This is a genomic window from Psychromonas sp. SR45-3 (assembly GCF_014163575.1).
GTDB lineage: Bacteria > Pseudomonadota > Gammaproteobacteria > Enterobacterales > Psychromonadaceae > Psychromonas > Psychromonas arctica.
The window spans coordinates 64,530-87,282 of the sequence record NZ_JACJDP010000016.1; the positions used below are offsets into that span (position 1 = coordinate 64,530).

Consider the following 22,753-nt stretch of genomic DNA (forward strand, 5'->3'; position numbering starts at 1 on the left):
AAAATTAATAGCCATCATTAATGAGCTTAAAATCAGCCCCACTAACTATTTAAAATCATTCATTTTAATCATTTTTTACTCAAATTTAGAGCGACTATTTAATGCGTTTAATTACTATTCTCTGTTATCATCATGGGTCTTTTTTCTAACCATTAAGTTTCAGCATGCATTCTATCTCGCCTAAACGATCCCGCCTTGCCTCCGCCATTTTAATTCTTGGTATTTTATTTATTGCAGCCAATCTACGCGGCCCTATTACAGGGATTGGTCCGGTGCTAGATCAGGTGATCAGTAGCTTTCAACTTAGTGCTTCTCAAGCCGGAATGTTAACAACTTTACCTTTGCTTGCCTTTGCCATCGCTTCACCTGTGGCAACAACCTTAGCGAAGAAACAAGGCCTTGAAATCTCATTATTTATCGCATTAATCTTAATTGGATTAGGGTTGAGCTCTCGGTTAATTGATTCAGTCGTTGTGCTTTATATTGGTACCGCGGTAATTGGTGTAGGGATTGCTATTGGTAATGTGTTATTGCCAAGTTTAATAAAACGCGACTTTCCACATAAGGTGGCGGTCATGACCTCAGCTTATGTATTAGCCATGGGGATTTTTGCAGGCAGCTACTCCGCCCTTATTATTCCTCTCGCTGCCTATCAAAATATAGGTTGGCAGATTGCTTTGGCTTGCTTTGGTTTAGTCACTTTATTCAGTGCCATCATTTGGTTACCGCAATTAAAGCTGCATACCAAACCCACTAAAGATTTAGCACAATCACTGACCCCCGGTAAAATTTGGCATCACGCATTAGCATGGCAAATTACCTTGTGTTTAGGACTTAATTCTTTTTTTACCTATGTACTCATTGCTTGGTTACCTAATATATTAATGGAAGGCGGGCATGATGCGCAGCAAGCGGGTGTATTACATGGCACCTACCAACTTGCTTCTGCAGTGCCGGGTATTATATTGATTCCACTATTATCAAAACTAAAAGACCAACGATTTTTAGCGTTATCATTAGCAATATTAGGATTTATTTGTGCATTAGGCCTCTTGTATTTACCTGATTTTGCTTTTATTTGGTCAACAACATTAGGTTTTTGTTCTGGTGCAATTTTTATTTTAGGGCTGTCATATATCAGCTTACGTACTCATCATTCTGGGCAAGCTGCTTCTTTGTCAGGTATGGCTCAATGTGTGGGATATTTACTGGCGGCGATAGGGCCAATGTTTGCGGGCTTGTTACATTCACAGTTTGACAGTTGGGCACCCGTGTTATGGTTATGTGCAATAGCCAGTTTATTATGTGGTGTGTTTGGTTACTTAGGTGGGCGTAACATCACCTTCAATGAGCACCTTTAATCAGCTTAAATTGGTATGATACAAGCCCTAAACTGAATTGATACCATTAAGTTGGAGATAGGGTTAGGGCTTGTCATTAAAACTATTTAGGTATTGCAGTCTCAAAGGCAGGAATGTCTGCCAATGTCTTCAACCATGGAGCAGCGGAACGACACCATATTTGTGCTTTGGGGGTCAACAACTCACGTTGCTCAATCGCCCCTAAGCGTAAACCATACACTTTATCACCTTCCCCCACTGAAGTGGCATACAGTGTTGTACCGCAATTTCCACAAAAACCCTGCGCGCGTTTATTTCCACTCTCAGCCGTTTTTACGTATTCTTTGGGTTGAGCGGCAGTAAAAGTAACAGCGTTGGGTAATGACACAACCGCACTACGAAAAGGTCCACTGGACATCACCTGACAATCACTACAGTAACAACTTACTACTTTGGTTTCATCTACTTCTGCATGGTAAACAACATCACCACAGTGGCACTTTCCAGTAATCTTCATCGTATTTCCTATTTTGATATCATTATTTGCAACACATTAAAGCAGATATTAATCAATAAGTAACTGCCCATGTTATAAACTTATTTCCATTGTATGAAGTCTGTGACCTATCTTTTACGAATGAAAATACCTTCTTTTAAACCACAAATTACGTGCCGTAACAAACGTAATACAAGCAAGTAACGCTTTAGCGTGAGTTTCTTTATGATCACATTAAGTTTTCATGCTTCAGCCATTGCATCACTTTGATAGAACCTAATGAACAACGTGCTCTGTTATTAAAATCAATAAAGGCGATTTCATCTATTTCTGACTGCGCGCAAAGCTGTCCTTCAAAATCAGCAAAATAACAGGTCAATTTGACTATCGTGTCACACTGTTCTCCATCGGCTGGCGCTTCAAATGTACCGACATATTGAATAGAATCGGCAATAAGATCGACTGATATTTCTTCTTTAATTTCGCGTATTAATGCTTGTTGATCAGACTCCCCTATTTCACGCTTACCACCCGGTAAATAAAAAAGTGTTTTATTTTTAGAACGAGCATTAAGCAATTTACCATCACGAATCATTAACCAGGCAAGTTTATCAATTACTTTTTTCATATGTATTCCATTACGTTAGCACCTGTGAAATACAGATGTATTCATCAAAAATGCTATTTTATACCTTTGTATTGTAAATCTCTCAATTTACTAAGCAGTTAGCGCTTTTAATCCATTATCATCAATGCTATAAACTGATAAAAATATAAAATTAACATACTTAAAAGGACTTATTGTGAAAAAGATATTATTAATAACCTGTGCACTTTTATCATCTAACAGCTTTGCTTTAGACCTCGCTAAATACCCGATAGAGCTAACGTCTGGTGACGGCGTAAACGTTGTTATTGCAACAACAACAGACAAAAGACAAGCCTTAATAAAAGTAACTGGCATTAATCATGAGATTGATGGCATTACTTTTTTAACTGATTTCAAACCTCACGGTAGTAACAACGCCTTTAAATATACTTATGACGGCTCTGAGCGAAGCCTAGTAAGTGTTGATCAAGGATATAGTTGTTGCTCCTACACGCTCTACATACCTGACACACGGGATGGTATTTATTTAGCAAAAAAAGAAACGCCTAATCCTATATTAGTTGCCGATTTAAAAGCACAATACGAACAACAAAAAAGCAAAGGCCTGCAAGCCAAGTTAGCTAACTTCAATCGTGAAAAGCACTTAAGTTATCAGCAGGGAAAAATCACAGCGGTTAATAGCGAAATAGAGAAGCAATGTGGCGTAAAAATACAAACCGATGTCGACTGGGAAATAATTGATGACAAAATATTACAAAAATATGCCGTCGGTTCTTTTTGCGCACAGGTAGCGAATGAAATGGCTTCTATGTGTAAAAACGATCAAAGCTTTAAAAATGATATTGCCCACATTAATAACATTGAATGTCAATTTGCTGATCAATTGAAACTACGTCAAAACGACACAACTCTGACATTTAAAACAGCACCGAAAGCACCAAACCAACGCCAGTTTATCGACGCATATTTACGTAACTTATAATTCTGCTTTAAAAACCTAAAAAGCACCTTCGGGTGCTTTTTTAGTTAACTAACCTAATAATTGATAAAATAGTACTGATAATAAAATTAATGAAGAACAGTAAAGTATCACTCAACTGAATCGGATCAATTACTCTGGAAATTTATCAAATTTATGGGCCGTAATCGCTTCTTGATACCACTCTGCTTGTTCTGAACAAAATATATTATCTTGTGGCGCTATTGAAACTGGCGTATCTAAACAACCTGCTGGAATTATTAAGCTGTTACCCGATAAAGAAAGATACGGAACAGCCCCACCGCATTCCATACAAAATGCATTTGATATCGTTCTTCCTGGTAAATCAAAGCGCTTAACTAATTGTTTTCCGGAAAGCCACTTAATATTTTCAGGGGCAGTAAATAGATTAGCAGCGTGCGCTGAGCCTGTGGCTTTTTGGCATTGAATACAGTGGCAAAGATGAAATTGTTGGAAATCATCCTTGCTCTCAAAAGTAACCTGTCCACATAAACAACTACCCGAAACATGGGTCATATAACATCACCTTTATGATTGAGTTATGTTACCTATTTTAATAGCATGCTTAGCTTAAATAGGTAACTTAAATTGATAGTTTAAATAGAAAGCTAACGTGAATAGCTTAGGTAAAAAACTTAACTAGAAAACTAATTTAAACAACTGATATATAAAATCAGCTAGTGCATATGAATAAATAAATCATATATTTCGCGACTGCTATTTATCCTTTTTTATCGAAACCTGCCGAAGCGGCAAGCGCACCGCCCAATACAATAAATACACTTCCAACGGTACGATTAACAAAACTCATGGTGCGAGGTTTAGCTAATAATGGGCTAATTTTTGAGCCTAAACCTGCATACATAAACATAGAACTGCAATCGATTAAAAACCAAGTGCTGGCTAATACAATATATTGTTCAACTTGAGGCAATTGTGCATCCATAAAGCTTGGAAACAAGGCAATAAAAAACAGGAGATCTTTAGGGTTACTAATACCGACCATAAAGCCTTTACGAAAAAGTGTAACACTAGAGTAAGAGACTAATTTAGTGTCTATTGCAGTCTCAGATGGAAGGTCTATTTTGCCTTCTTTCCACGCGCTCCAACCTAAATAGATCAAATACAGCGCACCGATCATTTTGATAACAAAAAAGAGATGTTCTGAGGCGGCTAAAATTGCACCGAGACCAACAGCCGAAATGCTCATCAAAATAAGCGCCGCTATTGCACCACCTATAATTGTAGGGATTGTTTTCTTGTTGCCAAACTTAACACCATCAGAAATACATAATAGCGCCGATGGGCCAGGACTAAATATCAATATACTGATCACACTGATATAAACGAACCATGTACTCCATTCCATAGAGGCCTCATTAATAATATTTAAGCTTTTATAAGCCTATTAACTAAAATAATAGTAAGCAGAAAATAAAAAGACTAAAACAATAAAGGCTAAAAAAAAGATATTGTACTCTTTTATTTTAGCCATATTTTTCTAGTGTAAACTAACACTAACTATACCTTTACCTTCGTTTATTGATGTGTCCCACGGATCGGGTAATCATTTTCAGGCGCTTTAATAAACTCTAATCCACCTGCTAAAACCGCTAAGTCAGGGCGCGAGAATGGACCATTTGATATATCCAATAGTTGTACTTTGCCTTTCTCATTGATCACAAATAAACCCGGTTCAGCAAAAGCATGGTCCGTTTCTTTCTCAGAGCGAGGATCAGAAATATAAACACCTAACGCTTTCATTTGTTCAATGCTTAAACCATGGTAAATAGGGAAACTAATTTCTAATGCAGGCAAATGTATTTCAAGTTGCTCTTTACTGTCAGCAGAGACTGCGACGATTTCAACACCGTTTTTAGCAAATCTTTCTTTATAAGTTTCTAATAAATTAAGGTACTTAGTACATAATGGGCAATGCTTACCTCGATAAACTATCACCATTCTCCAATCTGCATTTTCGCTAATTTGGCTGATATCAACCGCTTCGCCTTCAACACCTGTGACAACGGTACTTGGAAATAGCGAACCTGCTTTAATTGCGGAATGTGTCATTATAATTCTCCTAACTGGTTGAATTTTTTATTTTAAATGTTTAAAAGCATCTCGCTAAATTAAACAGCATAGAAATAGTTGGTTAAAGAGTTGCGCCCCTATGTTTTGCAGACATCTCCAATAACCAACCGCTTTTTCAATACTAGTAGAACTAGTTTGTATACTTTTTATTGCACAAAAATAAGATTAAATGTTACCGGGACGGCAGTACTAATTGATGGCAGCTTAGCAACTTCTCGTAATTGCTCTATGCCTGGCTCTAATCCAAAACTACTCGCATTAATAACAACCGGTCTGATGGAGCTAACCAATAATTTTCCATCATTTAGTTTGACCACTTGTACTTCGTTTGATACTTCCTGTGAAGCACCATGCAAATCGAGGTCTAACTTAACTGTTTCAACGTAGCTATCACCCACGTTTAAACTAGCAACTTTCTCAATATCAATTGCGCCCGTTACATTGGCTTGTAAAAATGTAGAGGTTTCAAACAACATTGATTTAACTCTGTCATTACGAATACCAATGTTCGTTTCAACACTAGCCAGATCAATATTGAGAGCAACAGCCCCAGTATCGCTTATCGCACCGGTGAGCTTTTTGAAATGATGAACTTCGGCTGTTGTTGAGCTCTTTACAGAGACAAAATTGACGCTTGAATCATCCCTTTGTAATTGCCATTGTGCAAATGCACTCGGGGTTAAAAATACCAATAATAATGCAATGCTAGATATAGCTTTCATGACAAACTCCATTAATTTTTAATTACGTTAAAAAAACCTACAGACACCATCGCCTCAACATCATTGTTAAGTAACATAAAGTTAATTTGTATAAAGTTAAGTTGTATAAATCCGTATTTACGGTGGATACGTGACGCCAATATTGCAGTCAACGTGCGCGACCACAATATCAAAGATATATATTTAATCAAACTCTTAAAAATAGTCGGCCAACTGAAAAATAAGCCTTGCTGAAAAAATTGAGGGCTTACTAATGCGAGAGAGAGGTTTAGTGATCAGCAAAAAGCCAACGTCTATATACTGCAAGCGCATATATTAATCTAATAGCTTGATAACTAGTATGAAACACCCTGGCTAACACTCAATCAGGAGAATACAGTAGCACTCTTTTTGTCGCAGCTATCAAATGAATGAATAATATTTAATAGCGAATGTTAATCGTAAGCGACAGCACTAAATATCATGACTAAAAATAGCTTGAATCTCGGGCACTAAAGCATTAGCAAAAAGTTGATGTTGTTCTACATCCCAATGAATCCCCTCTTTATTACATGAGGTGACGACGCTACCCGCATCAAAGTAGCTACAGCCTAATTTTTCTGCACTACGCTGATAGTATTTTGCTAAGGATAAGGATTTAGATGCACCACCTGCAAACATATCAGCGAATTCACCCACCTCATAAATAGGAGGAGGAGAGATCAATAAAACTTTAGGTGCCTTTTTTTTGCAAGCAGCATCAAATTTAAGTACCGTTTCAGCCAGCACCGACACACCACGAGAAATGTCATCGGGAGATAAGCCAAAACGATGTTTTAAATCATTGGTACCGAGCATGATCAGCACCAAATCAGGCACATGAGACTCTAAACATGGACGTAAATATTGCAGTCCATTTCGGCCTGCATTAAAAGGGTCATCATGCACAGTTGTTCGGCCAGGTTGTCCTGCTTCAATAACGTCAAAATGAACAGGAAGCACGCTTTTTAATAGGCTTGTCCACCTTTCGGTTAGATCATAACGTCGATCCTCATCGGGTACTGTTCCCCAAGTATTTGAATCACCAAAGCATAATATTGTTTTCATCATTATCACCGCCGAAATTTTATAAAATGAAAGTCATTAATCATATTCTTAATAATTGATTATAAAAAATATCCTTGCTAAACAAAACATGTTTAGAATATGGTATCTCCGTAAACAACCTATACAAGCAAAACTTTATGCTTTAAACAGTGTCCATATCATTGGCTGTTAATCAAACAGTATGTTGTTTAACAATAAGTTTAAACACAAAAATTAAATCTATATCTGCGACAACTTAATAATCAGATTTTTTTAATCTTTTTTGCCTATTTAAATAAGGATAGATTAATGTTAACTCTTGATAATAACTGCATTGTGATTTTTGGCGCATCTGGCGACCTGACACAACGCATGTTAATACCCGCCCTTTTTAAGCTTTATATGCTAAAAGAATTACCCACCTCATTTGCTATTATCGGGGTCAGTAGAAGTGATTATAGTGACCAGAGTTTTCGAGATAAATTAATTAAGCATATCGAGTCTGACCCAGATGTTGATCAAGCGGCACTAGATAAATTTTCTAAACACTTATTTTATCAAGCGATTGATCCTGCAAAAGTAGATCAATATGCAGTCCTTAAAGAGCGTATTGAATCCTTAGAAACACAATTAAAAATACCAAGTAATACCCTTTTTTACCTTGCGACACCGCCTAGCCTATACTCCGTCATTCCTAAAAATCTTGCTGCGCATGGCATGAACAAAGAAGATAACGGTTGGAAACGCTTAGTCATTGAAAAACCCTTTGGTTACGACCTTGAATCAGCAATCGAGCTAGATAAAAGCTTATATCAAGATTTTACCGAAAAACAAATTTATCGCATAGACCATTACTTGGGCAAAGAAACAGTACAAAACATGCTCGTTTTACGCTTTGCAAACAGTATTTTTGAACCTTTATGGAATGCTAAATATATCGATTATATTGAAGTTACTGGCGCAGAAGATTTAGGGATAGGAACTCGTGGAGGTTACTACGATAATTCCGGTGCGATGCGCGACATGATCCAAAATCACTTATTACAAGTGATCGCAATGGTGGCAATGGAACCACCAGCAGTGATTAACGCTGATTCTATGCGTGATGAAGTCGTTAAAGTTTTGCAATGCCTAAAACCTCTGACCGACCATGACCTAAAACATAACCTAGTGCTAGGCCAATATACAAAATCACATGTGCGTGGTAACTGCTTATTAAGCTACCGTGAAGAAGAGGGTGTACCTAATGACTCTCGTACTGAAACCTATGTCGCATTAAAAATGTTTATTAAAAACTGGCGTTGGGACGGTGTACCCTTTTATGTACGTACCGCTAAACGCATGCCTACTCGTGTTACTGAAGTGGTTATTCACTTCAAAAAAACACCACATCCGGTTTTTTCAGCCAATCCACCAGATAATAAATTGATCATTCGTATCCAGCCCGATGAAGGTACTTTACTTACTTTTGGTTTAAAAAAACCTGGATCTGGTTTTAACACCGAGGAAGTTTCTATGGACTTCCATTACAAGAACTTAAAAAACACACAGCTCTTAACGGCTTATGAACGCTTATTATTAGATGTTGTAAAAGGCGATGCGACCTTATTTTCTAGAAGTGATGCCGTTCATGCCTGTTGGCAATTTGTGCAGCCTATTCTCGATTATAAAAAACAATCCTTTGATCTTTACGGTTATGCCGCAGGAACATGGGGGCCGATTGAGGCAGAAGCGCTGTTTGAAAAAGACCAAACATGGCGTTCTCCTTGTAAGAATTTAACTGATACTGACTACTGTGAGCTTTAATGTGAATAATATTATTTTTAATTCCACTCAAGCATTGCTTGATCAACTGGCGACTGATTTACAACAACTCAGTGTTAGTGAACATAAAATCCATATCTCTTTATCGGGAGGTTCTACGCCTAATCTGTTATTTGATTATATAGCAAGTTCTGATTATGCAAACACCATCAACTGGCAGCAACTGCACTTTTGGTGGGGTGATGAACGCTGTGTTGCCGCTGACGATGCTGAAAGTAACTATGGTCAATGTAAACAACGTTTATTTGATCATATCGCTATTCCAGAAGCGAATATTCATCGTATTAAAGGCGAAAACCCACCCGCTGAAGAAGTACTTCGTTATGCACAAGAGATACAAGACTTCATTCCCTGTGGCGATCATAATATTCCACAATTTGATTGGATCATTTTGGGGATGGGGGGAGATGGGCACACCGCATCGATTTTCCCAGGACAAACTAATTACGATGAAACTAACTTAACGTTTATTGCAACACAACCACAATCTGGTCAATTACGCATCTCTAAAACCGCACATTTAATAGAGCAGAGTAAACGTATTACTTATTTAGTGATGGGCGCGAGTAAAGCTGAAATGATTTATACAATAAATACTCAAGCGGATAGTGGGGACATTTACCCTGCAGCTCATATTTCAACTAAATCAGGATTAACCGAGTTTTATTTAGATCCAGAATCCGCAACACTATTACAAAAAGGAAATAATGATGAATGCTGATATCGCAGTCATAGGCCTAGCCGTGATGGGGCAAAACCTAATTTTAAATATGAACGACCATGGTTTTAAAGTGGTTGCTTATAATCGTACCGTGTCAAAAGTTGACCAATTTTTAGCATCAACAGCAAAAGATACCAATATTGTTGGCGCGCATTCCTTAGAGGAGATGGTGAGCTTATTAGCAGCACCACGTAAGATAATGTTAATGGTGCGCGCAGGTGACGTTGTTGATCATTTTATAGATGCCCTGCTGCCACTCTTAGATAAAGGAGATATTATCATTGATGGCGGTAATTCTAACTATGTCGATAGCAACCGTCGTGTTCAAAAACTAAGCGAGTTAGGCCTTCACTTTGTAGGTGCAGGTGTTTCTGGTGGTGAGGAAGGTGCGCGCTTTGGCCCTTCTATTATGCCAGGTGGCGACATTAAAGCGTGGCCGCATATCAAACCTATCTTCCAAGGTATTTCTGCAAAAACGGATCAAGGTGAACCTTGTTGTGATTGGGTGGGTAATGCTGGCTCAGGCCATTTTGTAAAAATGATCCATAATGGTATTGAATACGGTGATATGCAGTTAATCAGTGAAGCTTATCACTTTATGAAAGAAGCATTATTGATGTCACATGAAGAGATGGAAGCCACCTTCCGTGAATGGAATGAGACAGAATTAAATAGTTATTTAGTAGAAATAACCATACAAATTCTGGCCTTTAAAGACACTGATGGCGAACCTCTGGTTGAAAAAATTATGGATACCGCAGGGCAAAAAGGAACCGGGAAATGGACAGGGATTAATGCCCTTGACCTTGGCATTCCTTTAACATTAATTACTGAATCTGTTTTTGCACGTTACTTATCTTCTATTAAACAACAACGTGTAGAGGCGAGTAGCCTATTTAACAAATCTATTTCGCCTATCAAAGAAGATAAAGCAAAATGGGTTAATGCCTTACGTGATGCCCTATTAGCGAGTAAAATCATCTCCTATGCACAGGGTTTTATGCTGATGAGACAAGCATCGGACGAAAACAATTGGGAGCTAAATTACGGTAACGTGGCATTAATGTGGCGCGGTGGTTGTATTATACGTAGTGCATTTTTGGGTAATATTCGTGACGCTTTTGCGACACAACCTGAACTTAACTTCCTAGGCTTAGACCCTTATTTTAAAGATATCCTAGAACGTTGTTTACCAGCATGGAGAGACGTTGCATCTAGTTCACTGCAAATTGGCTTACCAATGCCATGTATGACCTCTGCACTCACCTTTTTAGACGGTTACACAACGGCGCAATTGCCAGCAAATATGATCCAAGCACAACGAGATTATTTCGGCGCACATACCTTTGAGCGAATAGATAAACCCGCTGGTGAGTTCTTCCATAACAACTGGACAGGACACGGGGGCAATATTTCCTCCACCACCTATGATGCTTAAATAATCTTAACCGCACTCAAGCTTAAGGTAACTATTTATAAACTAGCTATTTATATAGTAGCTATTTATATAGTAGCTATGTTTAAGATAGCAACGCCATAAGCAAAGGCGTTAAATCATTGAGTATTACAATGGTTTAACGCCTTATTTCTTGTACATCTATCAAACTTAAAGTTTGCCAATCAATTCTGACATATGCTGTATTTGCAACATCGCAAGCGGACTTTGCTCTGCCTCATTAGGCGCGTAATAAACACTTTTCATCTGCGCTGCATTCGCAGCCTGTAAACCTACTAAACTATCTTCAATCACATAACAATTAGCGGGATCGACCTGCATGGTTTCTGCTGCATGTAAAAATAAACCAGGGTCAGGCTTCCAAGAGCCGACTTCATAGGCGCTGAATATTTTACCTTTAAAATACTTATCCAACCCTGTCACCCGTAGTGCCTGTTCTATCTTCATTCGTGGGGCTGATGATGCAATACAATAGGGAATAGTCAGCGATTCAATTAACTCAATAACACCTTGATTGGGGGTTAAGTGAAGGTCAAAAAGTTGGGCCACTTTTTTCCTATACTCAACTTCGAAATTGCCAGGGAAATTGATTGAAAAGACAGTTTCTAAGCTCGACATTATCACATTAAGCTTCACGCCTCGATACTCAGCAACAAGCTGCTCAGCACTTGCCTCAATACCCAATTCTGCCAACTGTTGTTGCATTGCTAGATTACAGAGAAACTCACTGTCGACCAATGTTCCATCACAATCAAAAATCACTAAATCCATAACACCCTCATGATTACTTTATAAAAATAATTAGATACTCACCTTTTTATAACTACCTAGCTTACAACTACTTACCTTATAGCGCCCTACCTTACATCACTTTACAATAAGTAAAAATAACATTAAAAGGCGTCCAATAACAATTCGCAGGAAGTGGCTTGCTGAATCGTAGTTAAATATATCATCGTTATATTGCTACATAGAAAACTGAATACCTAGCTGAATACATAGCAGAAGGCTTAGTTGACTAGCAGGTGGCTAAAAATTATTGTGAATAAGAATAAAAAGGAAGGTGAGTAAACAGTGAACGAATAATGATTCGCTGTTTACTCAATATTCTATCTAGATAACCAAAGATATTGTTTACAGGATCTTTAAACGGATGCGTTAGGTACAAAGTCATATTGCGCATAACGTTCAATAAAAGCATCTAAACGTGTATCATCGTCATAAAACTCAAACACCATTTCTGCTACGTCATGCAGTGCATCTCTATCTTGGCTGCGAATACAAAACATATCATGGTCGCTACACAATGTTAATTTTGCTAAAAGGCCGGGGTTTTTCTCGGTTAGCATATTTTCGACGACCATCCCCCAGTCATCACTATCACCTAAAAAATCATGCGACTCAAATGCTTTCCATTTTAAGTCCCCCAAGGTCAAACTATGAATTTTTTGGAAACTTGAAAATAAAAAAGGTTGAAAAGCATTCGGTTGTTTCATAATAAATCTCTTTAATAGACACGGTTGATTTGAACTTCATCCTAGCCCTAAAAATGATAAAAAATAATGCTATGCATCATACTTTTGTATTTAATAATTTATATAACCCTCAGAATGAATAGGTTTTTTATGAGCAAGCAAATAGTCTATTGCAAACTGAATTGTGCTTAGCGAATGTTTGTAGTGCCCAGCTCATGTTTGTCGCGGCCAATGACCTTTGACCGCACGATAGTAATCAAGCCAATGCCTTTTTTGAGGCATCGATTTTGCTTCATGGATAGTTATCGATAGTTAAGGTGAATGATTATTCATATACTAATGAAAGCATGGCGTTATAACATTACAAATTAAAATAATTAACCACTAACGCATTTGAAACAACTCATAATGGAATTTACTTTTGTCTAATCCAAGCTCATCAAATGCATGCTGTAATGCACTAGAGAAAGATTGAGGTCCACAAAACCACACATCTGAACCTGCCCAATTCATTGACTTTTCAATGATCTGTTTGGCATTTAAAAATCCCTGCTTATTCACATCCCATAAGTGTAATTTAACATTAGCTTGTTTGGCTAATGAGCTAATGTATTGAATAAAAATAGGGTCAGGGCTTTGCGTGCAATAAAACAGATCCACAGAACAAGTTTGATGTGCATTCACCAACGCTTCCATTCGCGCTGTAAAGGCAGCAATACCAATCCCCCCCGCAACCCATATCTGATGATCGGTTTTAGATTTAAAATTAAAACATCCGTAAGGGCCTTCTAATGTGACGGGATCGCCCACTTTAATACTGGCATTAAGTCGATCCGTAAAATCGCCAATCGCTTTAATATGAAAACGAACAGAACCCGATGAGTTTGGCATACTAGCAATAGTAAATGGATGTGGCTCTTGTCCCAAAAAGGTAACAAAAGCAAACTGCCCACATTCATGTCCGGGCCATTGCTTAGAAGTCCCCACGCTGAGATTTAATACATGATTACTTTTATAAAAATGAAAGCTTTCAACATAGCCCTGTACTTTATTTTTTTGTCCAATATTACCTAGCAAGCTTTGTATTGAAGCCCAACAACCGATAATGATTAATACTGCAACAAACCAACCAATGGGTTGCTGCCAATAACTAAACTTCAATAACACTAAACTATGAAATACAAACAACAGATAAACAACGGACATTAGCTTATGTGTTGTCAAAAATATCGGGTAATTGATCTTTTTGACCAAGGCGATAGCAATCAATAGTAGCAGCACATAAAAACCCCACTCACCTACCGATTCAGCGGAATGACGTAAGCTATGTAATAGCCCTTCAAATGAAGATGCGTCAATGGATGACAACATTCGTCCTTTTCCACCGGGTTTATCTAATAGCCCCCAGTTGACCAAATATTTTGAACCTTTAGTCCAAAACCAATGGATAAGAATAAACACCAAGCTACTAATGCCTAGCCATTTATGTAAACGATATGATTTATCTAAACCATTTAATAATTTTTCTAAGGGCTTTAAACGCAGTGCTAGCAGCATAATAATACTCATCGTTGCCATTGCTAATATGCCACTGTATTGCATCAGTACCTTACGAATGGGAAAGTAAGACCAAGGAAGTAATTGAAGATTTTCAGCTAATACCCATAACAGGGTCAATAAACCAAAAAATACCGGCATAAACCATTTTATTCTACGCATAACCCTCGCCCCCTAAAACTTAAATAGCGACTAAAATAGCGACTTAACACGGCGCAATTCACGCACTATTAACATGGGTATAATATAGCAAATAAATAGCCTTCAAATATGAATTAAATATGGATTTAGACACAAATAATCAAACCTGCAATAAAAATGCTAAAACACCTTTTAAAGACGGCCTTATCAAACTCAACTAAAAGATATAGCTATCCTATCTTTACTTGATCTAACCACCTATTTCGACTGTTGAGCCTATGCTATACCTTTGTTAACGCTTAGAGATGAACATCGTTTTGTTAGCGCTAATTACCTTACTATTGAAGATGTTTTACTGCAGTAAATTACTTTCTTATTGGAGCTAATTACTATTTGTTTGCTTAGAGATAGTTACTTTTATTGATGACTGTGTAGGAGGAATTAAAATGGAAAAAATTAATATTATTTGCGTTGATGATGATCGCGAAATCCTAGTAGCTGTCAATCGAGACCTTAGCTTTTTTAGTGAAATGTTCACTATTGAAGAATGCCAATCTGCAGAGCAATGCGAGCAGTTATTAGAAACCTTCGATGCTCAACAAGAATATGTCGCTTTAATTATTTCGGGGCATTTTTTACCCATTAAATCAGGCGTTGCATTATTAACAGAAGTCGCAACCGACAGTCGCTTCATTGGCACTAAAAAAATCCTCCTAACTGGCCATGCCACACAAGCAGATACTATCAAAGCGATTAACAGCGCCAAGGTTGATGGCTTCTTAGCCAAAGCCTGGGACTCTGACGAGTTAATCCAAATGGTGAAAGAGTTATTGACTCAATTCATCATTGAAAAAGGGATTGAATATGAACCTTTTATAAAGAAACTCGATGCCCCGACTCTGTATCGATTACTTAAATCATAAATTTTACAGCATTCATTTTACGGCATTAATTTTTTGATAATAACGAATTCGTAATAATGGCAGATAATAAAATAATGCGGAGATACAAATAGAATCACTTCAACAGCTAACATCAACTTAAATTAGATCGCTTTGTGGGAGGCATATTAAATGATAAAAAAAAACTTGAAGTACATTCTGCCTATTTTATTACCCTTAATTATTATTTTATTACCCGCAGATAGCTTTGGACTAGCAGGTTTAACATTAGTAGAGCAACGCGTCATGGCTATTTTTGTTATGGCTGCTTTGTGCTGGGTCATGGAGCCGATCCCGATTTATGCCACTTCCGTGTTAATTATTGTATTAGAGCTGCTGCTTATTTCCGATCACGGATTATGGTTTGCCACTAATGGCACACCGCAATTGCAAGGGCATTTGCTTAGCCAAAGTGACATTATGGCCACCTTCGCATCACCGATTATTATGCTTTTTCTAGGAGGCTTTTTCTTAGCTATTGCCTCGACAAAATATCGTCTGGATATTAATTTAGCCCGTGTACTGTTACGTCCTTTTGGCCACCAGCCAAAATATGTCATGTTAGGTATCATGCTCATCACAGCAGTGTTTTCGATGTTTATGAGTAATACAGCAACCACCGCTATGATGTTATCTATTCTAACGCCAGTACTTGCACTGTTTGGTGATAAAGATAGCGGTAAAGTTGCCTTTGCATTATCGGTCCCCGTTGCGGCCAATATTGGTGGTATTGCAACTCCAATTGGTACACCACCTAATGCCGTCGCCCTAAAATATTTAGTCAACGAAAACAGCATTAGCTTTGCGGAATGGATGGCAATGGGCGTACCTTTTGTTGCTGTGATGTTATTACTCGCTTGGCTATTACTAAACCATCTATTTCCAGCTTCCGTTAATGCCATAAAACTAGACATCGAAGGTACATTTTTAAAAACACCAAAAGCTTGGCTCGTTTATGGCACCTTTTTATTAACCATCATATTGTGGTTACTGGGAGACTTGCATGGCATGAGTTCTTACGTAGTTGCGATGTTACCCGTCGCTATTTTCTCTATCTTTAATATCATTAGCAAAGAAGACTTAAAACATATTTCTTGGGACGTTTTATGGCTTGTTTCCGGCGGCATAGCCTTAGGTTTAGCATTAGACAAAACCGGACTGGCAGCTAGGACCATTGAAGCAATTCCATTTCATCATTTTCATCCATTAGTGCTCATTGTTGGAGCCTCAATGTTATGTTTACTGATGGCAAACTTTATGTCTAATACAGCCAGCGCTAACCTACTATTACCCTTAGTCGCGACATTAGGTGCATCGATGCACTCATTACTTCCCTATGGCGGTCAAATGGTCCTTATATTATCAGTAACCTTTGCGGCCTCGTTAGGCATGTCATTACCTGTCAGTACGCCCCCAAACGCACTTGCTTATGCTAGCGGGCACATTAGAAGCTCACAAATGTTAAAAGTGGGTGTGATACTTGGATTGAGTGGTTTGATGATCAGCTTTTCAATGTTTTTTGTACTACATCAACTTGATATTATTCTCGGCTAAAAAATGGTTAGAAGATGGAGAGAAGTGCTTATAAAAAAGATGTTGTATTTATTCAAGATGAAAAAAAGCCACTCTAAAGTGGCTAAAATGGGTAAAACGGTCGTGCTCATTAGCTACTGACTTTAGTATTAAGCGTCGCTAATGATGGATGTGATTGTTTAGTTAATGAGCCTTATAAATAAGCTTATTTATAGATAAGCTTGATAAATCGATACTATTATTTATTCAATAATAACCATTCGCTAATAATGTTTCTTGCTAGGTTTTCATCTTTAAGTACTAATGTTAATGGGCCTTGGCCATCAACACTTTTAACAAGTACCATATTATTATCTGAAATGTACTGGCTATAAACCAAGTCATTTTCACCTAATGCGCTTAATTTTAATGTTAATTCTTCGCCTTGCAAAGACCAGCCTAGTGTTATTTCTTGACCTTCTTCAGTCATAGTCAAAGTTGATTCAGAAAAACTGACGGTGACCATTGAAGGGTCAGGTATTTTAGAGTCTGCCGAGTCATCAAAAACAAAATAGAATGTCTCACCAATTAAATCGTCTTCAGTCCAAAATTTAGTCTCATCAATCTCTGATTTGTGCAATACCGTGAGATCTTTATCTGCTAAAGGGACAGATAAAGACAAGTCATTACTGACATAAATAAATTGATCCGTCTCTTGTTCTGAACCAAATGAAGTCGTCAATTGGTTGCCAGCTATTGTATAAGTCGCGATATTACCTTCAAGATCGGCTTCACCATTAGAAAAAGTAACAGCTCTTACACCTTCGTCATTAAAGTAACTACTATTAAGGCTAAATTGCGTTAACTCCCCCTCTTCAAGGAAGTCTGATAATGAGGTTATTAATCGTCGATGTTTAATCTCACCTTCTTTATCAATAAAGATGTTATTCAAATCTAAATCCATCCCCTCATTAATTAAATCAACTTTAATATAATCATTAATTTTTGTCGCTTGTTTAATTAATTCACTGGTATCGTTGTCTTCTTTTTGTTTGCTAAGTTGGGTAACTAATGCACGGGCTAATAAATGTACCTGTGCCTGTTCAGCTGCGGCTGAAGCAACATAATCACCACTGATCAGTTCTTGATCAAGTCCCAAATCATTAGCAATATCAGCCATGGTTTTATCTGTATCTAAGGCATCTAGAGTTGTATATGGTGTAATAACATTAGGCGTATCTACCGAAATATCGGCGACCATTTGATAACTTTGAGCAATAAAACCAACACCATCGTTATCACTTGTTTGACCTGCAATTGCGCTAACCACAACCTGCCCTGCAGTATAACTTTCAGGAATAACAATAAAACCGTTACTGTTGCTATCTATTGTTACATCATAGGGCCATACTGAATCCGTTATACAATCAGCCTGTAGACCAAGATATTGAGCCAATGTGTAATTTCCGTTATTCACTTAGTTGAATAATTATAAGTAAGCAATTTCTACAAAAGGAAAAAATCATGAGTAAAGGCCAAGACAGTAAAAAAAATGTTAAAAAGAAACCATTATTAACTGCAAAAGAGAAAAAAGCAGCCAAAGCAGCAAAACAACCCGTCAGTACTTCTTTAGTACACTAGATGAATAGTGCACTAGTTTAAAATGTATAAAGTATTAAGTGCGTTTTAATAAGTAAATCAACAAAATAAGGTAATCAACTCTTTGATTACCTTTTATTGCCCAGCTAAAAAACGACAACAGATATAAAAGCTTATCTATCGGTTATGAGCCTTGCTAAGCCGCTAAAGTAAATACCGACTTTTTTCTGAGACCATCTGTGCCAATATTATTTAACAAGTACTGTGAATTTATCATCACACTTAATCAGTTATCAGCCTAAAAAAATGTAACTATTGATGACATCACTAACAAACCTCCCCTTTTTAAACGAGATAAAACCGTTACAATATTGTTTATATTCACTTTTATATTGATGTAGATATTTATATAAATGTATAAGTTGATGTTGATTAAATTAATCATGGTTATTCAAACAGTCAATACCATTACGTTTTTATCAAGGAGAATAATAAATGAAAGGGATTTTTTGCGGTTATTACGACCAAGAAATGGAACAAGATGTTCCCCTTCAACCCACTTTAGATGAAGCATTAACTTTTTTTAGACATTTTCATTGGCAAAATCAACAGCAAACATCGTCAATGAAAATATTAATCTTTCAAATTCCTGAGGCAGACGAGGCTTCTTTGCACATCTCTAGCTTAGAAACAGGCAAATGGATGATTTCAGCTAAAGTTTCTCAGCGTCGACGCTTTTTAGGTCCTTTTTTTAAAAGAGATACTTTTAGCCTGTTTGTTGATAAAAATGCAATTGAAACTGAAGCATTGATAAAAGACTTTTACCAATGTTCTTTAAATGAATTCACTCAACTATTAAAAAGTAACGATTAGCTATAACCTTATTATTTTAACGCGAAGTATTAACAACAAAGTGTGTAAACTTTACAAAAAAACAGATAGTTAAAAATAAAAGATAGAGAATAAGTAGTTATTTATCATAAGGTTAAGTTTTGGCTCATGCCTTGCAAATAACCAATGTAAAACATAGAGCTAACAGAAAACAACAGGTACAAGTGAGTATATAGCGGTAGTAAAATGACCACCAATAACCTCAACCTCAAATTACTACGACGTTAAATCAGTACTGTTGAATCTATGTCATCATTTTTCTTAAGGGGATTATTAATGCCTATTTATTTTTATTACATCGCGTTAACCTTCATTTTTGCTTTATTGGGTTATTACAGCGCTTTTTTACTGTCTTTTATTTTATATTGGATCAGTGCCTCTCTCGCCGTTATTTCAATTGCTTACCTGATTAAAATGCCCAGTATATTTAGAAAGAATAGCGATGGACGCATTCCCCTCTATATCAATGTTTTATTATGGCCATTTATCGCAGGTGTTTATATTTATAATGGCATTGCTAGGAAGCGAGATAAGACCCCTAAAATACATGAAATAGACAAAGGTTTATTCGTCGCAACGCGTTTAAATACACAAGACTTTATATCCGGTAATATCAGTGATATTCATGCAATTGTAGATATGACTGCTGAATTTAGTGCCTTAGACTGGGGAAGTACTGCGCTAGATCTAGATTATTTGAACATCCCAACATTAGACCATCAAACACCAGATCTCGATTCTTTACAGCAAGCAATCACTTGGATCGACAACCATATTAATGATGGTAACAACGTGGTGGTTCACTGCGCTTTAGGCAGAGGCCGTTCGGTATTTGTTGCCGCAGCTTATTTATTAGCAAAAAACCCGGACTTAACCGTTCGAGAAGTATTAGATAATATATCAAGTGTGCGTACTCAAGCAGGTTTAAATAAAAAACAGTTAAGACGCTTAGTGCAATATCGAGAACAGAAAAGCCTTAATACTTACCCAACGGCTTGGTTAATTGTAAATCCGGCTGCAGGGGGCGGGAAGTGGGAGCAATATAAAGTCGATGTTATCAATCAACTTAATAAACACTTCACATTAACAGTAAAAGAAACGACCCCAACACTATCCGCTAAGCACTATACCGAACAAGCGCTAGCGGCCAAGACTTCGACAGTGATTGCCGCAGGTGGAGATGGTACCTTAAGGGAAGTTGCTGAAGAGGTAGTGAACACGAATATTATATTTGGTTTTTTACCTATGGGTACCGCAAATGCATTAGCCCACCATTTATACGGCCACCTGTCTAAAATAACCCCCGTTGAGCTAGCGCTATCACACATATGTAACAAACAAACAGTTAAAATTGATACCGCAAAATGTAATGATAAAACGGTGCTGTTATTAGCAGGAATTGGCCTAGAATATGACATGATCAATTTTGCAGACAGAGAAGTTAAAGATGATAACGGGCAATTTGCTTATTTAAATGGTTTTTGGAAAGCGTATTCAGAGGGTAAAAACTATCAGCTCGAGATCGCTTTTGATGAGCAGGATTTTACCCCTATAAAAACCACTAGTTTTGTAGTTGCTAACGCCGCCCCCGTCACAAGTTTATTAGCACAAGGTAATGGAGCACCTAATATACAAGACGGTTACCTTGATGTTACTTGGATTAATTCAACACAACAGGTAGGCAGTAAATTAGTGGGATTAGGGGAATTAATTTCAGCAGGATTGAGCTTTAATAATGAACAACCGAGGCCAGTAGATAGCGAACAAAATATTCAAGCTAAACGGGTTAAAAAAATAAAAATCAACAGTAAAGAAAGCATTAAATACGTCATTGATGGTGAGTTATTTGAAAGTGATACGCTTAGTATTTGTATTAACCCCAGTGCATTAACAGTTTTTTTAAAACAATAAAAATAACCGCGCTTAGTGGACTCTGCTGACAATAAGCAGCTCCACTTAGCCCTTTTATTTTAATCTTCCTTCCATCCACTTTCATGGTTCATGGTTCATTATCTGTTCCAACAGCTATTCAACTTAAATTTATATTTCCTCAGCAAAAATGCTACGGAGCTAGGAATAACTGACAATTATTTTTGTAAAATTTACCACTCCGTCTTTTTAAGACCTTATAAAACACAAATAAACAAAATAATATCAGACAGTTAGGTTCAGGCCTAGAATTTGCAATTGGATTTTTATATGTGATTTTCTAGGAGTACGACATGGACTTATTAAATATTGATCAATATTGGAAGCTGATAGAAGAAAAGCTAAATACTTGGATAGAGACAGGCATTCAGCATATACCCAATTTAATCGTGGCGATTATCTTTATTATTTTATTTTCTTTATTCGCGCGTATCGCCGGTAATGTAATGCGTAAAGTATTAAGGCGTGCATTTGACTCCCACCAAATAGCAGACTTAATTACAGCGATTCTTAAGACATGTTTAATATTAATGGGTATTTTCATCTGCTTAGACTTTGTTGGTTTAAAAGGCACAGTGACCTCGTTATTAGCGGGTGCAGGGATAATTGGTTTGGCGATTGGTTTTGCCTTCCAAGATATGACTGAAAATTTAATTGCCGGCATTGTAATGGGGATTAGAAAACCATTTAAAATCGGTGATATAGTCGAAGCTGATGGCGTATTTGGTACTGTTAAAACGATTAATTTACGCAATACCTTAGTTGAAACATTTTTTGGTCAACTAGAAATTATTCCTAACAAAACATTGTTCAGGAATATATTAACCAATTACACAGTGATTGGTGAAAGACGTATTGAAGTCCCCGTTTCAATTTCTTATGCTGACGATCCGGATCAAGCTGCCAAGCTGTTAGTCAACGCATTAAATCAATGCGACTTTGTAATCAAAAAACAGGAAACCAATGTATACGCTGAAAGTTTTGGAGACAGCGCCATTAATTTATTAGTATGGTTTTGGATTGATTACCCTGGCCAGACAGGCTTCATGGCAGCAAGACACCAAGCTATTTCTCTTATTAAAAACACACTATCGGAAGCTGATATCTTGATCCCATTCCCTGTTCGTACCCTAGATTTTGCAATTAAAGGAGGAAAAGAGTTAGGCCAGGTATTAAATGAGCAAGCAGATGCTGAACAAGTTAATGTTAAACAAGGAGCTAAGCAACGGACTAAGCAAGGTGCTGCATCTACTAATAACTCGCATAACAAACAGCCTCATAAAAGTACTAAAGCCGCTACTAAATCCAGTATTAAATCAAATACGACAGGCACGGCAAATAACAGCTAAGCAATGCAATCGCTAATCGCTAATAATAGAA

21 protein-coding genes are annotated in these 22,753 nt (G+C 37.2%); 10 read left to right on the forward strand and 11 right to left on the reverse strand.

What is annotated here, in order from left to right:
- Positions 1 to 164: 164 nt before the first annotated feature.
- Complete coding sequence (locus H5084_RS10515) at positions 165 to 1,361, forward strand: MFS transporter (RefSeq protein WP_182690413.1); 1,197 nt, start codon at positions 165 to 167, stop codon at positions 1,359 to 1,361.
- Positions 1,362 to 1,443: 82 nt separating this feature from the next.
- On the opposite strand, the gene H5084_RS10520 is transcribed toward H5084_RS10515, so the two are convergent.
- Positions 1,444 to 1,857: a GFA family protein gene (locus tag H5084_RS10520; RefSeq protein ID WP_182690414.1), complete on the reverse strand. Its 414-nt coding sequence runs from the start codon at positions 1,855 to 1,857 to the stop codon at positions 1,444 to 1,446.
- A 208-nt stretch (positions 1,858 to 2,065) separates the two neighbouring features.
- Positions 2,066 to 2,464, reverse strand: coding sequence for an NUDIX domain-containing protein (locus tag H5084_RS10525; protein WP_028869586.1), 399 nt, complete (start codon positions 2,462 to 2,464; stop codon positions 2,066 to 2,068).
- Positions 2,465 to 2,639: 175 nt separating this feature from the next.
- Between H5084_RS10525 and H5084_RS10530 the strand changes: the two genes are divergently transcribed.
- Positions 2,640 to 3,428 (forward strand): hypothetical protein, encoded by a 789-nt coding sequence (locus H5084_RS10530; RefSeq protein WP_182690415.1) that lies wholly within the window; start codon positions 2,640 to 2,642, stop codon positions 3,426 to 3,428.
- A 129-nt stretch (positions 3,429 to 3,557) separates the two neighbouring features.
- Here the strand turns inward: H5084_RS10530 and H5084_RS10535 are convergent, their stop codons facing one another.
- The 5 genes from H5084_RS10535 to H5084_RS10555 form a co-directional block, all read right to left on the reverse strand.
- On the reverse strand, positions 3,558 to 3,962 hold the full coding sequence (locus H5084_RS10535) for a GFA family protein (protein ID WP_028869584.1): 405 nt from the start codon (positions 3,960 to 3,962) through the stop codon (positions 3,558 to 3,560).
- A gap of 205 nt (positions 3,963 to 4,167) precedes the next feature.
- Entirely contained in the window at positions 4,168 to 4,815 is a 648-nt protein-coding gene (locus tag H5084_RS10540; RefSeq protein WP_182690416.1) for a LysE family translocator, read from the reverse strand.
- A gap of 170 nt (positions 4,816 to 4,985) precedes the next feature.
- Positions 4,986 to 5,519 (reverse strand): redoxin domain-containing protein, encoded by a 534-nt coding sequence (locus H5084_RS10545; RefSeq protein WP_182690417.1) that lies wholly within the window; start codon positions 5,517 to 5,519, stop codon positions 4,986 to 4,988.
- Between the two features lie 167 nt (positions 5,520 to 5,686).
- Entirely contained in the window at positions 5,687 to 6,262 is a 576-nt protein-coding gene (locus H5084_RS10550; RefSeq protein WP_182690418.1) for a YceI family protein, read from the reverse strand.
- Between the two features lie 453 nt (positions 6,263 to 6,715).
- Positions 6,716 to 7,351 (reverse strand): SGNH/GDSL hydrolase family protein, encoded by a 636-nt coding sequence (locus H5084_RS10555; protein WP_259396753.1) that lies wholly within the window; start codon positions 7,349 to 7,351, stop codon positions 6,716 to 6,718.
- 285 nt (positions 7,352 to 7,636) lie between these two features.
- Between H5084_RS10555 and zwf the strand changes: the two genes are divergently transcribed.
- From zwf to gnd, 3 genes are read left to right on the forward strand one after another with little or no spacing between them, the layout of a single operon-like run.
- Positions 7,637 to 9,133 (forward strand): glucose-6-phosphate dehydrogenase, encoded by a 1,497-nt coding sequence (zwf, locus tag H5084_RS10560; RefSeq protein WP_182690419.1) that lies wholly within the window; start codon positions 7,637 to 7,639, stop codon positions 9,131 to 9,133.
- Position 9,134: 1 nt separating this feature from the next.
- Positions 9,135 to 9,872, forward strand: a complete 738-nt coding sequence (gene pgl / locus H5084_RS10565; protein ID WP_182690420.1) for a 6-phosphogluconolactonase — start codon at positions 9,135 to 9,137, stop codon at positions 9,870 to 9,872.
- The gene (gnd, locus tag H5084_RS10570; RefSeq protein ID WP_310735750.1) at positions 9,856 to 11,310 is read left to right on the forward strand and encodes a decarboxylating NADP(+)-dependent phosphogluconate dehydrogenase; all 1,455 of its coding nucleotides are present in this window, start codon (positions 9,856 to 9,858) and stop codon (positions 11,308 to 11,310) included. The genes pgl and gnd overlap by 17 nt, the downstream gene beginning before the upstream one ends.
- Positions 11,311 to 11,478: 168 nt before the next feature.
- Here the strand turns inward: gnd and H5084_RS10575 are convergent, their stop codons facing one another.
- From H5084_RS10575 to H5084_RS10585, 3 genes are all read right to left on the reverse strand, one after another.
- Entirely contained in the window at positions 11,479 to 12,099 is a 621-nt protein-coding gene (locus H5084_RS10575) for an HAD family phosphatase (protein WP_182690421.1), read from the reverse strand.
- Positions 12,100 to 12,473: 374 nt separating this feature from the next.
- Positions 12,474 to 12,824, reverse strand: coding sequence for an Imm51 family immunity protein (locus H5084_RS10580; RefSeq protein WP_182690422.1), 351 nt, complete (start codon positions 12,822 to 12,824; stop codon positions 12,474 to 12,476).
- A 363-nt stretch (positions 12,825 to 13,187) separates the two neighbouring features.
- Positions 13,188 to 14,522, reverse strand: coding sequence for a ferric reductase-like transmembrane domain-containing protein (locus H5084_RS10585; RefSeq protein ID WP_182690423.1), 1,335 nt, complete (start codon positions 14,520 to 14,522; stop codon positions 13,188 to 13,190).
- Positions 14,523 to 14,947: 425 nt separating this feature from the next.
- Between H5084_RS10585 and H5084_RS10590 the strand changes: the two genes are divergently transcribed.
- Together H5084_RS10590 and H5084_RS10595 are read left to right on the forward strand one after the other, a co-directional pair.
- Entirely contained in the window at positions 14,948 to 15,424 is a 477-nt protein-coding gene (locus H5084_RS10590) for a response regulator (protein ID WP_182690424.1), read from the forward strand.
- Positions 15,425 to 15,574: 150 nt separating this feature from the next.
- A complete protein-coding gene (locus H5084_RS10595; RefSeq protein WP_182690425.1) occupies positions 15,575 to 16,996 on the forward strand; it encodes a DASS family sodium-coupled anion symporter in 1,422 nt (473 codons plus the stop codon).
- A 217-nt stretch (positions 16,997 to 17,213) separates the two neighbouring features.
- On the opposite strand, the gene H5084_RS10600 is transcribed toward H5084_RS10595, so the two are convergent.
- Complete coding sequence (locus H5084_RS10600; protein ID WP_182690426.1) at positions 17,214 to 18,410, reverse strand: hypothetical protein; 1,197 nt, start codon at positions 18,408 to 18,410, stop codon at positions 17,214 to 17,216.
- A gap of 638 nt (positions 18,411 to 19,048) precedes the next feature.
- Between H5084_RS10600 and H5084_RS10605 the strand changes: the two genes are divergently transcribed.
- The 3 genes from H5084_RS10605 to H5084_RS10615 all read left to right on the forward strand — a co-directional run bounded on the left by H5084_RS10605 (position 19,049) and on the right by H5084_RS10615 (position 22,722).
- On the forward strand, positions 19,049 to 19,426 hold the full coding sequence (locus H5084_RS10605) for a hypothetical protein (protein ID WP_182690427.1): 378 nt from the start codon (positions 19,049 to 19,051) through the stop codon (positions 19,424 to 19,426).
- A gap of 294 nt (positions 19,427 to 19,720) precedes the next feature.
- Entirely contained in the window at positions 19,721 to 21,355 is a 1,635-nt protein-coding gene (locus tag H5084_RS10610; protein WP_182690428.1) for a diacylglycerol kinase family protein, read from the forward strand.
- Positions 21,356 to 21,666: 311 nt separating this feature from the next.
- On the forward strand, positions 21,667 to 22,722 hold the full coding sequence (locus H5084_RS10615) for a mechanosensitive ion channel family protein (protein WP_182690429.1): 1,056 nt from the start codon (positions 21,667 to 21,669) through the stop codon (positions 22,720 to 22,722).
- Positions 22,723 to 22,753: the final 31 nt, after the last annotated feature.

Bases quoted from the DNA above. Each gene is read 5' to 3' on its own strand.
- H5084_RS10535 (WP_028869584.1), bottom strand. From the start codon at position 3,962: ATGACCCATGTTTCGGGTAGTTGTTTATGTGGACAGGTTACTTTTGAG.
- H5084_RS10540 (WP_182690416.1), bottom strand. From the start codon at position 4,815: ATGGAATGGAGTACATGGTTCGTTTATATCAGTGTGATCAGTATATTG.
- H5084_RS10520 (WP_182690414.1), bottom strand. From the start codon at position 1,857: ATGAAGATTACTGGAAAGTGCCACTGTGGTGATGTTGTTTACCATGCA.
- H5084_RS10605 (WP_182690427.1), top strand. From the start codon at position 19,049: ATGAAAGGGATTTTTTGCGGTTATTACGACCAAGAAATGGAACAAGAT.
- H5084_RS10550 (WP_182690418.1), bottom strand. From the start codon at position 6,262: ATGAAAGCTATATCTAGCATTGCATTATTATTGGTATTTTTAACCCCG.
- H5084_RS10585 (WP_182690423.1), bottom strand. From the start codon at position 14,522: ATGCGTAGAATAAAATGGTTTATGCCGGTATTTTTTGGTTTATTGACC.
- H5084_RS10615 (WP_182690429.1), top strand. From the start codon at position 21,667: ATGGACTTATTAAATATTGATCAATATTGGAAGCTGATAGAAGAAAAG.
- H5084_RS10515 (WP_182690413.1), top strand. From the start codon at position 165: ATGCATTCTATCTCGCCTAAACGATCCCGCCTTGCCTCCGCCATTTTA.
- H5084_RS10590 (WP_182690424.1), top strand. From the start codon at position 14,948: ATGGAAAAAATTAATATTATTTGCGTTGATGATGATCGCGAAATCCTA.
- H5084_RS10610 (WP_182690428.1), top strand. From the start codon at position 19,721: ATGCCTATTTATTTTTATTACATCGCGTTAACCTTCATTTTTGCTTTA.
- H5084_RS10595 (WP_182690425.1), top strand. From the start codon at position 15,575: ATGATAAAAAAAAACTTGAAGTACATTCTGCCTATTTTATTACCCTTA.
- H5084_RS10580 (WP_182690422.1), bottom strand. From the start codon at position 12,824: ATGAAACAACCGAATGCTTTTCAACCTTTTTTATTTTCAAGTTTCCAA.
- H5084_RS10525 (WP_028869586.1), bottom strand. From the start codon at position 2,464: ATGAAAAAAGTAATTGATAAACTTGCCTGGTTAATGATTCGTGATGGT.
- H5084_RS10575 (WP_182690421.1), bottom strand. From the start codon at position 12,099: ATGGATTTAGTGATTTTTGATTGTGATGGAACATTGGTCGACAGTGAG.
- zwf (WP_182690419.1), top strand. From the start codon at position 7,637: ATGTTAACTCTTGATAATAACTGCATTGTGATTTTTGGCGCATCTGGC.
- H5084_RS10545 (WP_182690417.1), bottom strand. From the start codon at position 5,519: ATGACACATTCCGCAATTAAAGCAGGTTCGCTATTTCCAAGTACCGTT.
- H5084_RS10555 (WP_259396753.1), bottom strand. From the start codon at position 7,351: ATGATGAAAACAATATTATGCTTTGGTGATTCAAATACTTGGGGAACA.